Annotated in this window: 14 protein-coding genes; 10 read left to right on the forward strand and 4 right to left on the reverse strand. The window is 55.5% G+C overall.

Translation table 11 applies throughout. The annotated features are described in order from the left end of the window. The first annotated feature begins 46 nt into the window (after positions 1-46). Both ssb1 and AC6I8V_RS01680 read left to right on the forward strand, forming a co-directional pair. Complete coding sequence (gene ssb1, locus AC6I8V_RS01675) at positions 47-595, forward strand: single-stranded DNA-binding protein SSB1 (RefSeq protein WP_497844214.1); 549 nt, start codon at positions 47-49, stop codon at positions 593-595. A gap of 187 nt (positions 596-782) precedes the next feature. Beyond that, positions 783-1,916, forward strand: coding sequence for an L-dopachrome tautomerase-related protein (locus AC6I8V_RS01680; RefSeq protein ID WP_497844215.1), 1,134 nt, complete (start codon positions 783-785; stop codon positions 1,914-1,916). Here the strand turns inward: AC6I8V_RS01680 and AC6I8V_RS01685 are convergent. Beyond that, positions 1,906-2,445, reverse strand: a complete 540-nt coding sequence (locus AC6I8V_RS01685; RefSeq protein ID WP_497844216.1) for an isochorismatase family protein — start codon at positions 2,443-2,445, stop codon at positions 1,906-1,908. The genes AC6I8V_RS01680 and AC6I8V_RS01685 overlap by 11 nt on opposite strands. A 128-nt stretch (positions 2,446-2,573) precedes the next feature. Between AC6I8V_RS01685 and AC6I8V_RS01690 the strand changes: the two genes are divergently transcribed. Both AC6I8V_RS01690 and AC6I8V_RS01695 read left to right on the forward strand, forming a co-directional pair. Then, positions 2,574-3,404 carry an AraC family transcriptional regulator gene (locus AC6I8V_RS01690; RefSeq protein ID WP_497844217.1) on the forward strand — a complete coding sequence of 277 codons (831 nt, stop codon included), beginning with the start codon at positions 2,574-2,576 and terminating at the stop codon, positions 3,402-3,404. A gap of 72 nt (positions 3,405-3,476) precedes the next feature. Continuing rightward, positions 3,477-4,436, forward strand: coding sequence for a DMT family transporter (locus AC6I8V_RS01695; protein WP_497844218.1), 960 nt, complete (start codon positions 3,477-3,479; stop codon positions 4,434-4,436). Between the two features lie 941 nt (positions 4,437-5,377). Here the strand turns inward: AC6I8V_RS01695 and AC6I8V_RS01700 are convergent. Further along, positions 5,378-5,773, reverse strand: coding sequence for a transposase (locus AC6I8V_RS01700; RefSeq protein ID WP_497844219.1), 396 nt, complete (start codon positions 5,771-5,773; stop codon positions 5,378-5,380). Positions 5,774-6,299: 526 nt separating this feature from the next. Here AC6I8V_RS01700 and AC6I8V_RS01705 point away from each other — a divergent pair. Then, entirely contained in the window at positions 6,300-7,556 is a 1,257-nt protein-coding gene (locus AC6I8V_RS01705) for an MATE family efflux transporter (protein ID WP_497844220.1), read from the forward strand. Positions 7,557-7,564: 8 nt separating this feature from the next. Beyond that, the gene (locus tag AC6I8V_RS01710; protein ID WP_497844221.1) at positions 7,565-8,515 is read left to right on the forward strand and encodes an ATP-grasp fold amidoligase family protein; all 951 of its coding nucleotides are present in this window, start codon (positions 7,565-7,567) and stop codon (positions 8,513-8,515) included. 55 nt (positions 8,516-8,570) lie between these two features. Here the strand turns inward: AC6I8V_RS01710 and AC6I8V_RS01715 are convergent, their stop codons facing one another. Both AC6I8V_RS01715 and soxS read right to left on the reverse strand, forming a co-directional pair. Then, entirely contained in the window at positions 8,571-8,852 is a 282-nt protein-coding gene (locus AC6I8V_RS01715) for a YjcB family protein (protein WP_497844222.1), read from the reverse strand. Between the two features lie 315 nt (positions 8,853-9,167). Continuing rightward, the gene (gene soxS / locus AC6I8V_RS01720) at positions 9,168-9,596 is read right to left on the reverse strand and encodes a superoxide response transcriptional regulator SoxS (protein ID WP_480367450.1); all 429 of its coding nucleotides are present in this window, start codon (positions 9,594-9,596) and stop codon (positions 9,168-9,170) included. An 83-nt stretch (positions 9,597-9,679) separates the two neighbouring features. Between soxS and soxR the strand changes: the two genes are divergently transcribed. The 4 genes from soxR to AC6I8V_RS01740 all read left to right on the forward strand — a co-directional run bounded on the left by soxR (position 9,680) and on the right by AC6I8V_RS01740 (position 14,371). Continuing rightward, positions 9,680-10,156: a redox-sensitive transcriptional activator SoxR gene (gene soxR / locus AC6I8V_RS01725; RefSeq protein WP_497844223.1), complete on the forward strand. Its 477-nt coding sequence runs from the start codon at positions 9,680-9,682 to the stop codon at positions 10,154-10,156. Between the two features lie 50 nt (positions 10,157-10,206). After that, entirely contained in the window at positions 10,207-10,872 is a 666-nt protein-coding gene (locus AC6I8V_RS01730) for a glutathione S-transferase family protein (RefSeq protein ID WP_497845741.1), read from the forward strand. Positions 10,873-11,232: 360 nt separating this feature from the next. Beyond that, positions 11,233-12,582 carry an NCS2 family permease gene (locus AC6I8V_RS01735; RefSeq protein ID WP_497844224.1) on the forward strand — a complete coding sequence of 450 codons (1,350 nt, stop codon included), beginning with the start codon at positions 11,233-11,235 and terminating at the stop codon, positions 12,580-12,582. Between the two features lie 139 nt (positions 12,583-12,721). After that, a complete protein-coding gene (locus AC6I8V_RS01740; RefSeq protein WP_497844225.1) occupies positions 12,722-14,371 on the forward strand; it encodes a Na+/H+ antiporter in 1,650 nt (549 codons plus the stop codon). Positions 14,372-14,376 lie beyond the last annotated feature (5 nt).

Below are 14,376 nucleotides of genomic sequence, written 5' to 3' on the forward strand. Positions count from 1 at the left end.
ATTGATCGTTTAGAATTGACGCATCAACTCATCGGGAGACAGCAACATGGCCAGTCGTGGCGTTAACAAAGTGATTCTTGTCGGGAATCTGGGTCAGGATCCGGAAGTACGTTATATGCCAAATGGTGGCGCGGTTGCCAACATCACGCTGGCTACGTCAGAAAGCTGGCGCGACAAGCAAACCGGTGAAAACAAAGAGATCACTGAATGGCACCGCGTTGTGCTGTTCGGCAAACTGGCGGAAGTGGCCGGTGAATATCTGCGTAAAGGTTCGCAGGTTTATATCGAAGGCCAGCTGCGTACCCGTAAATGGCAGGATCAGGGCGGCCAGGATCGTTACACCACCGAAATCGTGGTGAACGTGGGTGGCACCATGCAGATGCTGGGTGGACGTCAGCAGGGCGGCGCAAGCGCCGGTGGCGCGCCGATGGGCGGCCAGAGCGGCGGCAACAACAACGGCTGGGGCCAGCCGCAGCAGCCGCAGCCGCAGGGCGGAAACCAGTTCAGCGGCGGCGCACAGCAGCGTCCGCAGCAGCAGAGCGCACCGGCGAACAACGAACCGCCGATGGACTTCGACGACGATATTCCGTTCTAAGCCGTATCCGAACGCCTGTTTGCGAAAACCCCGACTCGTCGGGGTTTTTTGTTTTTAGCGGCGGGAAAACGCGCAACGCTTAACCTTTTGATGCATTGCCCCCTGAGGTGGCACAAAAAGCCGTTCATGCGTCGGGCGGCTTCGCCATGCTGTCAGGCCATATTTATTCGCTAACCGGGGAGCGTGAGTGAACCTCAACCGCCGTACTTTTCTGCTGGCCCTGAGTGCGCTGGGTGTGACGCGCAACGTTCAGGCCTTCACCGCAGAAGATCCTCTGCCGCTGGAGCTGGTGCTCATCTCGCCGTGGATGGCTAATCAGGTGGCACTGACGCGCAACAATTTGTTATTCCTCGGCCTGCCGCGTTATGCCAAAGATAAACCCACCCCGTCGCTGGCGCGGCGTGCCGCCGATGGCAGCCTGCACGCATTTCCGGGCAACAGCTGGAATACATGGCAGCCAGGCCAGGATGGACGCAATGCCTTCGTCTACCTTAACTCGGTGCATATCTTTGCCGACGATACGGTGTGGTGCGTTGATCAGGGCGCGCTCAGCGCAGGCGTATTCTCTGCGCAGGATGCGGTGCCACAACCGGGAGCGCAAAAGCTGGTGCAGCTGGATGCGCACAGCGGTGAAATCCTGCAAATCCTGCGTTTTGACGAGCAGGTCCTGCCGCCGGGCGCGCAAATGAACGACCTGCGTTTCCATGGCAACACGCTGTATATTTCGGATTCCGGTCTGGGCGGCATCATCGTGCACGACATGGTGAGCGGGACTACGCTGCGTCGGCTGTCCGGTACGCGGGTGGTGAAAGCCTCGGACAAAACGCCGCCGACGCTGCTGGCAGGCATTAAAGGCGGCACCACCTTCCATCCGCCCAACAGCGATTTGATCGAAATTACCGCCGACGGCAAATGGCTGTATTGGGCTGCGCCGACCGGGCCGCTGTATCGCCTTGAGACACGCTGGCTGCAACAGGCTGCGTTAAGCGATGATGAACTGATCGCCCACGTTGAGCAGGTGTACGACAACAATTTTTCCGGTGGCTGCTGTATGGATTCGGCGGGAAATGTCTATTTTTCCGAGACGGTGACGCACAACCTGCGGGTGCTGGCCCCTTCCGGCGCAACGCGGGTGATTGCCACCGATACGCGGCTGGTGCGGCCTGACGGCACCTTTATCAGTGCCGACCGGCAACTCTACATTCCGGTTAAACAGCCGCTGGCGACACAACCGGGTGCCGCCGCGCGCTTCGCCATCTATAAGCTGGCGCTGCCGGATCAGTTCCAGGGCATCAGCCTTGGCGGACCGATTACAGGCTAACCGTTTCCGCCTGCCAGGCGCGGAGCAATTCAGCCGTCGGGCGAACCTGTACCGGGTTGCCCGGCAGAATCAGGTCTGCCCAGACTTCGTTATGCTGATTGATTTGTTGTTCGGCCGACGCATAGGTGCGATCGGCGGTGGTGTGCGCATCGGCCGCCACGGTGATGCGATAACCCAGGCTGGCGCCCACCTTGATGGTGGTATCCACGCAATAATCGGTGGCGCAGCCGCACACCACAAACGACGTAATGCCGTGCTGCTCCAGCTGTGCCGCCAGCGTAGTTTGCCAGAAGCTGTCGCAGGCAGTTTTGTTAACGTAGAGGGCGCTGGCGGGTTGTTGCAGCTCAGGCACGATCTGCCAGTCTGCGCTGTTCTGCTCCAGGCCAGGCCCGACGTGCTGGATAAAAATCACCTGGTCGGCGGCGGCAATTAATTGATTGATGCGCGCGCAGCGTCCGGCGCGATCGAAACGCGGCGTTGCCAGCACGCCGTTCTGCATGTCCACCACCATCACCACATTGTTGCTCATCGATGCCTCCTTTATATGCCTGTGCGCCAGTGTGGCGCGGAAACACTTCACGGGCAAAGCAAATCTGTTTTGCATTTCGCCCGCCACACGGGGCATCCTAGTCATCTTCTTCACTCTGGAGGTGTGCCGTGTCTGTGGTTCCTGCAATCTTCCCCTGCGAGCGCGATCGGGCGCAGTTTCAGCAATTCGCGGAACTGCCCGGTATTGAGCTGTACCAGGCGCACATCTCCCGTTATGCCTTTGAACCCCATACCCACGAAGCCTTTGGTATCGGCACCATTGAATCCGGCGCTCAGCGTTTCCGCTATCGCGGCACCCACTACACCGCCCCGGCGCATTCGCTGGTGATGATGAATCCTGATGAACTGCATACCGGTGAATCGGCCTGCGAAGAGGGCTGGCGTTACCGCATGATCTATATCCCGCCGGATGAGATGGATCGGCTGACGGGCGATCGCAACTGGTGGTTCAGCGAGGCACTGCGCACTGACGCGCGTCTGGCGCAGCCCTTTTCGCAACGGCTGGCGGCCTTATGGCAGGCAGAAACCGCGCTGGAGCGGGAAGGGTTGCTGATTGAGCTGCTGGAATTGATGCGTCCGCTGGCGCAGCGCGGGCAGTCACGGCCGGTTGAAGGCACGCATCGGTTTGATCGGGTGAGGGCGTATCTGCGGGAAAATCTCGCGGAGCCTGTCCGGCTGGATGAACTGGCTTCGCTGGCGGCGCTGTCGCCGTGGCATTTTCTGCGCAGCTTCAGGCAGCAATTCCACGTCACGCCGCATCAGATGTTGATGGCATTTCGTCTTTATGACGCCAAGCTGCGGCTGGCGCGCGGTGAAAGCGCGGCATCGGTAGCAGCGGCGGTGGGCTTAACCGACCAGGCACATCTGACCCGCGCCTTCGCGCATCGCTACGGCATCACGCCCGGCCGCTACCAGAAACAGGTGTTCCAGGCGCGCTAACAGCAATCTGCTACAAGCCTTTGCTGCCGCGTTGCGTCACACTGCGGCGGAATGGCTATAAAGGAAGAGATTATGTTAGCTGGAGTTTTATGCGCGCTGGCGGCGGGCTTGATGTGGGGGCTGATCTTCGTCGGGCCGCTACTGGTGCCGGATTACCCCGGTACGCTGCAATCCGCCGGGCGCTATGTCGCCTTTGGTTTGATCGCCTTACCCCTCGCCTGGCTGGATCGCCGCCGTCTGCGTCTATTGGTTCGTAGCGACTGGATCGAAGCATTGAAATTGTCGCTGGTGGGTAATCTGCTGTATTACGCCTGTCTTGCCAGCGCCATCCAGCGCACTGGCGCGCCGGTTGCGACCATGATTATCGGCACCTTACCCGTGGTGATGTCGGTGACTGCCAACCTGTGTTATGGGCACCTTGAGGGGCGTTTACCCTGGCGGCGGCTGACACCGGCGTTGCTGATCATTGGCGTGGGGCTGGTGTGCGTGAATGCCGCCGAATTGCAGGCGCAGGGGGCGACGCTGGACTGGCCGCGCTACCTCACCGGCCTGCTGCTGGCGGTGCTGGCCGTGGGCTGCTGGACCTGGTATCCGTTACGTAATGGACGCTGGCTGCGCAGCCATCCCCAGCATAAACCTGGAACCTGGGCGACGGCGCAGGGACTGGTCACTTTACCCCTGGCGCTGGTGTTTTATCTGCTGGTTTGTGGGCAGATCCACTGGCAGCGGCCAGACTTTGCCTTGCCGTTTGGCCCCCATCCGCAGCGTTTCCTGTGGCTGATGCTGGCGATTGGCCTGTTCTGTTCATGGCTCGGCACGCTGTGCTGGAACGCTGCCAGCCAGCGCCTGCCGACGGTGATCATGGGTCCGCTGATTGTGTTCGAAACTTTATCCGGGCTGTTCTGGACTTTCCTGTGGCGACAGAGCTGGCCGCCGCTGTTAACGGCAGCCGGTATTTGCTGTCTGATTATTGGCGTCATCGCGGCGATGCGTATCAAACCACAGCCCGTGGTCACTGCGCTGAAGATTTAAGCCTAAAACGATGCCAGCGATCTCTGCTGGCATCCTGTGTTACCCGTACTTTTAAGATTATGACCAACCCGAAATCCCCGCTCTTTTGCCCTTTTTGTGACTGGCCCGCACCGCTTTATAACCATTTGTCCTGATATAACTCATGTTTTCATCACGAAATGTCATATGCCGAGACAGGCGATCGCGATGGAGCGGATAAATTTTATGCAGCCGCTGGCCGTTATCAGACCTTCGTCCCCGGCCGGTACGTTGATTCGCCTGAGAAAGCAGGGCGCAGAGGGAGGGAATGGCTGAAGAATATGCACAAAACTGCCTGCCTTAGCCGCTTTGTATTGCAACCTGGCACTGATATTCCCCCGTCGGGAACCATCTTTTCCTTAAGGTGTTGCAAACTTGTTGAGAATCTTCCGTCAGCACTGCGCTGAAAAATGATTAACCATAACGATGAATCGTGACGCGTTATTAACCCTGGCGGCGCAGCAAATTACGTTATTGTTTAGCGATCATAACGTTTTTGTTCAGGATGATTCCTGGTGCTGAATGCGCGAATAGCGTCTATGTCCGGGCTGTAATGAGATCGATAAATGTAAAGACAGGTCCAGATAAAAGAAGAGTATCTGTGAGGGTGGCTGTGGTGCGTTGTTCATCAATGCTAAACAGAATTTTCTGTATTCAGACCAGAAGATTAATATTGATAAAGTAATAATGAAAGCCCCAATCTCATCGAAATGAGATTGGGCAGGGGGTAAATGGCTTGAATAGCGAGACTTTTGCTGATGCGAATCAATTTTACCGCAAAAAAAGAAGCAATTCCGCGATGATATTCATCAGGAAAAAATGGTTCGAATTGTAATGTCCGAAACGCTGAATTAAATGATCTTCATCTCTTCTGGTAAGAACAAATCTCAGCTTTAAGTCAAATAATAACGGCCTTAATGGTGTCAGCGATTTTCGGTACCGGATGGATAGTGATAAACGCTACGGCTAATATCCAGCAAGCGACAGCTGCGACGTGTACCAATGTCGAAGGTGGTTTGCAGGAAGTTAACGGCCTGGCGCTTTTCATTGGTGGTGAAGAAATTTTTCAACACGCTTTGCAGCATCTCCTTATCAGAGCTGAGAGCCTGCAGTTCGCGAGTGAGTGTCAGAAGTTTGTCCTCCAACTCTTTGATTTTGCGTCCCTCTTCAGATGAAAGACCAGAAAACTTTTTCTTCCAGCTATAGAAGGTGGCCTCGGAGATGCCCAGCTCCTCACAAATCTCCCTGACTTTCACTCCTGTTTCAGAAGCTTTAATGGCATTTGTGATTTGCTCTTCGCTATATCGTGACTTTCTCATAAATGCTCTTACCTTTCTTATCAATTAGTGGATGAGAATTACTGTATTAATATCTGGTACTGCAAAAACACTATTAATGCAGTATTAAAGTGCGCGATTAGAATTGCGAGGGTTAAATTAAGTTATTTAGAATAAATATCATCATGGGATAAATCTTATTTTATTCTGAATGCCATTCAACGCCTTCCTGGTGTTAGATTTTTGATATAGATTCATTCCATCCCAAATGCAGAAAAATACTACATTCATTGGAAAAACGGCATAACCTGCTTGCAAAAATCACAGGATATGCCCGTGATTTTTTGCCCGTAATTTAGGCTGAAATCGTTTACATCCACTGAGCTTCGCACCAGATTTAATCGGAATTATCCTGAATTCATTCTCTGAATCCTGATGTGCGTCTCATTTTTCGGACCAGTATGGTTTGAAGTTATTAATTTAAGTCAGGCCCACTGAGCGCTTGTTTAATTCATTCAAGGACGTTGTACCGAAAGCAGTTGCTGTAAGTAATACTAAGGACGAGTCGATGAAATTAAGCGTAATGTCAAATGCCGCCTGGATGATGTCTGAGAAGATCGTCTCGGTGTTCGGCGTCATATTTGTGACCTCCTACGTGGCAAAATCCTTTGGCCCAACGGTGTTTGGTCAAATGGCGTTTTCTACCTCACTTTTCTCCATGGTTCAGGCCGTGGCCATTTTCGGCACTGAGACCATCCTGTTTAAGCACATCAGCAAGAGCGTGCCGAAAGGCGTGCGCCTGATGAACGTGGCGCGCACCCTGCGCCTGGTGTTGCTGTTGCTGACATCGGTGCCGGTGTTGATTTGGGTCTGGTACAACATGCAGCAGAACTTCCTTGCGTTCGCGCTGGCCTCGTTTATCGCTTCGGTGTTTGTTACTCAGGATACCTTCAGCGTTTATAACAACGCGCGCCTTGCCTCGCGGCTGAATACCATTGCCAACTCCATCGGCTTGCTGCTCGGCTTTGCCATGAGTTTTGCCATTGCCTGGTTCCGCCTGAATCCGCTATGGCTGACGCTGTCGATCGTGGCGGTTACGCTGATCCCGTATGCCATCAAGCGTTACAACTTTCACCGTGAAAATCAGCATTTCGCCGCGCCACAGGAGAAGCGGGGCACCTATCTGCGTTATCTGCTGTATGCCGGATTGCCGCTGGCTGTCTCCAGCATCTTTATTCAAATTCAGGTGAAAGCCGCGCAGATGTTCCTGGTCGGCATCGCTTCGGCACGCGATCTCGGGTTGTTCGCGGCCGCCAACACCATTGCGGCCTCGTGGATGTTTATCCCGGTGGCCATCATCACTTCCTGCTTCTCTGAAATTTTCCGGGAACGCGGCGAAACCGCCATGAAGCTTACGGCGCGGCTGAATGGTTATGTCATGGGTGTTTCATTGTTGCTATTGATGGTGATCGCGGCGTTTGGCGAAAAGATCATCATCGTTTTGTATGGTCACGAATACACACAGTCAGGAAGTCTCATTACGTTACTGTCGATAGCAACCTGCTTTTCGGCGATGGGGACCGTAGCGTATCGCTACATGGTCAAGGAAGGGGGATTTGACTATCTGCTGCGGAAGATTGTCTGCCAGATGGTTATCAGCCTGCCGCTTTGCTGGTGGCTGATTCAGGGGTACGGCATCATGGGTGCCGCCTGGAGCGTTTTCCTTTCAGAACTTCTGTCCCTGACCGTAATGAATTACTTCTTTAAAAACGGCGTCATCCAAAAGATTCAGTTTTCCTCACTCAACTACAAAACCTACAAATGAGGTCAGATATGATCAGGTTGAAAGATGAACTCAGAAGAAGTGTGCAATATTTCATCAAAAAAATGCCCTGGGCTTACCAGGACCGGATTTACTACTTCCATAAATTCCGTCGGCTGCCCAATCTGCGTCAGCCCAAAGTGTTTAATGAGAAGGTGTTGTACCGCAAGTTTGTCTTTGGCGACTATCAGAACTATGGTCGCCTGTCGGACAAATTTTCAGTACGCGATTACATCGCCGAGAAGGTCGGCAGCGAATATCTGATTCCGCTGGTGTATGAGACCAGCGATCCTTGTTCGCTGCATACCCTGCCGCGCTGGAAGAACACGGTGATCAAGCCCAATCACGGTTCCAATATGGTGGAGATCCTGCTGGAAGAACCGGATGCGCTGAAGAAGCAACAGATTATCAGCAACTGTCAGCGCTGGCTGAAAACCGACTTTGCCAATGAGGCGCGCGAGATTCACTATCGTTACATCAAACCGCGCATTCTGGTGGAGCAGTACATTGGCGACGGTAAAACCGCGCCGATTGACTACAAGTTCCATATGTTCAACAAGCGCGATGGCAGCTTTGAGTATGTCCTGCAGGTGATCTACAACCGCAGCAACCCCCTGTTGTCGATGAACTTTTATGTGAACAATTTGAATGAGGCGTACCACAAGATTCGTGATACCGGGCTGGATATTTCGCCGCAGATGGCATCATTGCAACACGCGCTCGCCCTGAGCAAAAAACTGGCCAGTGATTTCGATTATGTACGCGTTGACTGGTATATCCACGAGCAGCAGATCTACTTTGGCGAGCTGACATTTACGCCGGGTGCCGGGCTGGTAACCGGACTGGATCGTGGGTTAAATCAGATGATGGGTGATATGTGGATTCAGGACCGTCTCGGTGCGCAGACGCCGGGCGTCACGGTAACGGATGTCAACATCCCGGCCGTATTGAAGAAAATTTGAAATCACACAGCAAAATAAAAAACCCCGCAATGCGGGGTTTTTTATTGGGAAAAAATCAGGGCATTGGCCAGTCAGCAGGGGTCTGGCTCATCACCTGTACAAAGGCGTTTTTGCTGATTTCCATGAAGTTGTTCAGATTTTCCATACTCAGCGTGATGCCCATCAGGCCGGTGACAAACCAGCAGGACATACCCAGGCCGATTCCGCCGCACATCAGCGCCATCACATGGTGGCTGTTCTGACGTAAACGAATTTTCAGGGTGCTGGCGAAAAACATCATTACCGCGCTCAGCAATTCCCAGCGCATCACGATAAGACTGGTGGTTAAAGTAGCCATCTGCAACAAACCTCTATGAATCAGTAACATCCCTGACACTCATCGGACATCACTGGCGGCAGTGAAGGAAGGTCAGGGAGGCCCTTCAGCCGTCGTATAACGCATTATTCTGTGACTTGGGTCACATTATATCATTCGATTTGAAAGTTTGAACAAAATTTATACCTGGTATGGTAGAAAAAAATTTATCGTCAGGATTGTACGATTTTTAATCGCGGCACAGATAACGCGCAAAAGAAGACAGCGACACGAATTATCGCGCGCATGGGGGCAGGGTACGGAAAAGGTGCGCCCGCAGGGGGCGCGCTGAAAAGGTTAGCGGACCGGGCAGCACTCGCCGGTGGTGCGCTGGGTAAAGCTGGCCATATTCTCGCTGCAATCAAAGCTCACCAGACGCGGACGCTGAATCATCGCCTGGCGGCGCATGGTGTGGCGATAAGCCGTCGGGGTTTGCGAGAACTGACGACGAAACACACGCGAGAATGTCTGCTGAGAGTCGTAACCGTATTGCATAGCGATATCAAATACCGGTCGCTGCGTCTGACGCAACGCTTCTGCGGCCAGCGTCAGGCGGCGTTCGCGGATATAACCACCCAACGTCTGTTTCGTCACGGTACGGAACATACGTTGCAGGTGCCATTTTGAATAACCTGATTTGGCCGCCACTTCATCAATCGACAGGGTCTTATCCAGATTCTGATCGATCCAGTTAGTCAGTGAATGAATGATTTCCTCTTGCATCATAACCACCTCCCTCTGAGTAGAGATTCGAAGTTTCAATGGGGAGCGAGTATAATTCCTCAAGTTAACTTGAGGTAAAGGGCCAAATGAAAAAAGAACGCAACTATCCCAAACCGGTGCTGACGCCGGGTGAAGTGGCAAAGCGCAGCGGCGTGGCGGTCTCGGCGCTGCACTTCTACGAGACCAAAGGATTGATCTCCAGCACCCGCAACACCGGCAATCAACGCCGTTACAGCCGTGACGTGCTGCGGCGTGTCGCCATCATCAAAATCGCGCAGCGCATCGGAATTCCGCTTGCCACGGTGAGCGACAGCCTGATGCACATGCCGGCTAACAAACGTATGTCGACGCAGGCGTGGGATGCGCTGACGCAGCACTGGCGCGAGGAGCTGGATAAACGCATCGAAACGCTGACGCGTCTGCGCAACGATCTTGATGGCTGTATCGGCTGTGGCTGTCTGTCGATGCGCGATTGCCCGCTGCGCAACCCCGGCGACCGGTTGGCCGAGCAGGGTTCAGGCGCGGTATTGCTGGATCCGGAACAGGACGAGCAGAAACGCTGACAGGCCTTCATCTATACTTGGCGGGTCAATCCACTGGTCGGGAAGCCATGATGATCACTGTTCACCATCTTGAAAATTCGCGTTCGCATCGGGTGCTGTGGCTGCTGGAAGAGCTGCCGGTGCCTTACCAAATCAAGCGCTATCAGCGGGAAAACACGCTGCTGGCGCCAGACTCATTGAAGAAAGTCCATCCGCTGGGCAAATCCCCGGTGATCACCGATGGCAATCGCGTGGTGGCAGAATCCGGCGCGATCCTCGAATACCTCGAAGCGAAATATGACACCGAATATCGGCTGAAACTGTCGGACGAAGAGGCGCAGATTCAGGCACGTTACTGGCTGCATTACGCCGAGGGTTCGCTGATGCCGCTGCTGGTGATGAAGCTGGTATTCAGCCAGCTGGGGAAAAAGCCGGTGCCCTGGCTGCTGCGTCCGGCCGGTCGGGCGCTGAGCGCCGGGATTCAGAAAGCCTGGCTGAACAAACAGCTGGCGCTGCACGGCAGCGTTATCGAGCAGCATCTTAGTCAGCATCCCTATTTTGCCGGTAATCGCTTCAGCATTGCCGATATCCAGATGAGTTTTCCGCTGCTGGCGATGCAGGCGCGTAGCGGCCTGCGCGAGATGCCTGCCAGCCTGCGCTGGCTGAGTGAAATGCAGCAGCGTGCTGCCTGGCAACGGGCGATTGAGCAGGGTGGGCCAATTAATTTCAGCGGCTAAATCAGCCGGTCAGGTTGCGCAACAGCGGTTTCATCTGGTTGCGCAACGAAAACGGCATCAGAAATGTCTAATCTTTCCAGTCAGTTCCGTCTCATCATCTTCTTCGGTCGGGCAGAGTAACTACGTTGCATTTCTGTTATGCGATGAGGAATATCCTGTGTCTGTGCGGATTAGCAGTTGAAAATCTCAGGACAAAGGCCGGATAATCGTTTGCCTTTTTTCTGCGTCCCCCTTTATGACCAGAGATACGCGGCCACGTAAACGTTTGCTTTTCCTCTCCCTCAGAGAGGTGCGCACCAGGATGGCGGGCAAACGACGGCCGTGCGGCCACTCACAACACAAAAATGCAGAGGATTACTTATGTCTGGCGAATCTCGCCCGGCCAGTGGAAAACTGGACGCCTGGTTCAATATTTCAGCACGCGGCAGCAGCGTGCGTCAGGAAGTGCTGGCGGGGCTAACCACCTTCCTGGCGATGGTTTATTCCGTCATCGTGGTACCGGGGATGCTCGGCAAAGCGGGCTTCTCCCCAACGGCGGTGTTCGTCGCCACCTGCCTGGTGGCAAGTTTCGGTTCGATCATCATGGGCCTGTGGGCCAACCTGCCGATGGCGATTGGTTGTGCGATTTCGCTGACCGCGTTCACGGCATTCAGCCTGGTGCTGGGTCAGCACATCAGCGTCCCGGTGGCGCTGGGTGCGGTGTTCCTGATGGGCCTGCTGTTTTCGTTTATCTCCGTCACCGGCATTCGTGCGTGGATCCTGCGTAACCTGCCGATGGGCGTGGCGCACGGCACCGGTATCGGTATCGGCCTGTTCCTGCTGCTGATTGCGGCCGATGGCATTGGTCTGGTGGTGAAAAACCCGGCTGCCGGTCTGCCGGTGGAACTCGGCCACTTTGCCTCCTTCCCGGTGATCATGTCGCTGGTCGGCCTGGCGGCGATCTTTGGGCTGGAGAAACGCCGCGTGCCGGGTGGCATCCTGCTGACCATTGTGGCGATCTCCATCATCGGCCTGATTTTCGATCCGGCGGTGAGCTACCAGGGGTTGTTTGCCATGCCGAGCCTGAAAGATAGCAGCGGACAGTCGCTGGTGTTCAGCCTCGATATCATGGGGGCGCTGAAACCGGCCGTGCTGCCGAGCGTGCTGGCATTGGTGATGACGGCGGTATTTGACGCCACCGGCACCATCCGCGCGGTGGCCGGTCAGGCCAATCTGCTGGATAAAGACGGCCAGATTATTAACGGCGGTCGCGCGCTGACCACGGATTCGGTGAGCAGCCTGTTTGCGGGTCTGGTCGGTGCTTCACCGGCGGCGGTCTATATCGAATCCGCAGCGGGCACGGCGGCAGGCGGCAAAACCGGTCTGACGGCGATTGTGGTCGGTCTGCTGTTCCTGGTGATCCTGTTTATGTCACCGCTGGCATATCTGGTGCCGACCTACGCGACCGCGCCAGCGCTGATGTACGTCGGTCTGCTGATGCTGAGCAACGTGGCGAAAATCGATTTTAATGATTTTGTTGATGCCATGTCTGGCCTGCTGACCGCGGTATTTATCGTGCTGACCTGCAACATCGTCACCGGCATTATGCTCGGTTTTGCCGCGCTGGTGATTGGTCGCGTGTTCGCCGGTGAATGGCGCAGACTGAACCTGGGCACGGTGGTGATTGCTGTGGCGCTGGTGGCGTTTTACGCCGGTGGCTGGGCCATCTGACCTGAAATTATCCTGAAGTCCGAATTTTTCGCTTTCCTTGCTCTGCCGCACGACGGGCTTTCCCGCCGTGCGGCATTTTGTTTTACACTTTCCAGCGCAACAACATCGCTTTAACGATAACGATTCGCCTAAGGAAAGCATGGAAATCTTCTTTACCATTCTCATTATGACGCTGGTGGTTTCTCTCTCCGGTGTCGCGGCGCGTATTCTGCCGTTTCAGATCCCGCTGCCGCTGGTGCAGATTGCGGCCGGTGCAATGCTCGCTGTGCCAACATTTGGTCTGCATGTTGATTTTGACCCCGAACTGTTTCTGGTGCTGTTCATTCCGCCGCTGCTGTTTGCCGACGGCTGGAAAACACCCATCAACGAATTCCTCCATCACGGGCGCGAGATTATCGGCCTGGCGCTGGTGCTGGTGCTGATCACCGTTGTCGGCATTGGCTATCTGATTTACTGGCTGGTGCCGGGCATTCCGCTGATCCCGGCCTTTGCGCTGGCGGCGGTGCTGTCGCCGACCGATGCGGTGGCGCTCTCCGGCATCGTCGGGGAAGGGCGCATCCCGAAAAAAATCATGTCGATTGTGCAGGGCGAAGCCCTGATGAACGACGCCTCCGGCCTGGTATCGCTGAAATTTGCCGTCGCCGTGGCGATGGGCACCATGGTGTTCAGCTGGGGCGGCGCCAGCGTCGAGTTTCTTAAAGTGGCGATTGGCGGCCTGGTGGCCGGTGTCGCGGTATGCTGGCTGTATGGCCGCTCGCTGCGCCTGCTCAGCCGCTGGAGCGGTGACGATCCGGCAACGCAGACGGTGCTGCTGCTGCTGCTGCCGTTTGCCTCCTATCTGATTGCCGAACACCTCGGCGTCTCCGGCATCCTCGCGGCGGTGGCGGCGGGGATGACCATCACCCGTTCCGGCATTATCCGCCAGGCGCCGCTGGCGATGCGTCTGCGCGCCAACAGTGTCTGGCAGATGCTGGAGTTCGTGTTCAACGGCATGGTGTTCCTGATGCTCGGCCTGCAACTGCCGGATATCCTCGAAACCTCAGTCGCGCAGGCCAATGCCGATCCGAATGTGGAGCTGTGGATGCTGTTCACCGACATCGTGCTGGTGTACGGCGCGCTGATGGTGCTGCGTTTTTGCTGGTTGTGGGTAATGAAACGCATCAGCCAGCGTTTCCTGAAGAAAAAGCCGATGGAATTCTCCAGCTACTCGCTGCGTGAGCTGCTGATTGCCTCCTTCGCCGGGGTGCGCGGCGCGATTACGCTGGCCGGTGTGCTGTCGATCCCGCTGTTCCTCAGCAACGGGGAGCCGTTCCCGGCGCGTTATGAGCTGGTCTTTATCTCCACCGGGGTGATTCTGTTCTCGCTGCTGGTGGGCGTGGTGCTGCTGCCGATGCTGCTGCGCGGCATGGAAAGCACCGAAAAATCCAGCCATCGTCGCGAGTTGCAAAGCGCGCGTGCCGCGATGGCCGGGGTGGCGATCGAGAGCCTGCATAAGATGGAGCAGCGGCTGGAAAATGACAGCGAAGAGAACATCGATCCCGAGCTGTTGAAGGAAGTCAGCCTGCGGGTCATTGGCAACCTGCGTCGCCGCGCCGAGGGGAAAAACGATCTGGAGCACGCGCTGTTTGCGGAAAACCTGGAGCGCCGCTTCCGTCTCACGGCGCTGCGTGCCGAACGCGCCGAGGTTTACCATCTGCGCGCCACCCAGCAAATCTCCAACGAAAGTATGCAGAAACTGCTGCGCGATCTCGACCTGCTGGAAGCGCTGCTGATCGAGAAAGAGGAGTAACCGGC

The organism is Pantoea sp. X-Soil-TKNS-1207, assembly GCF_059730485.1.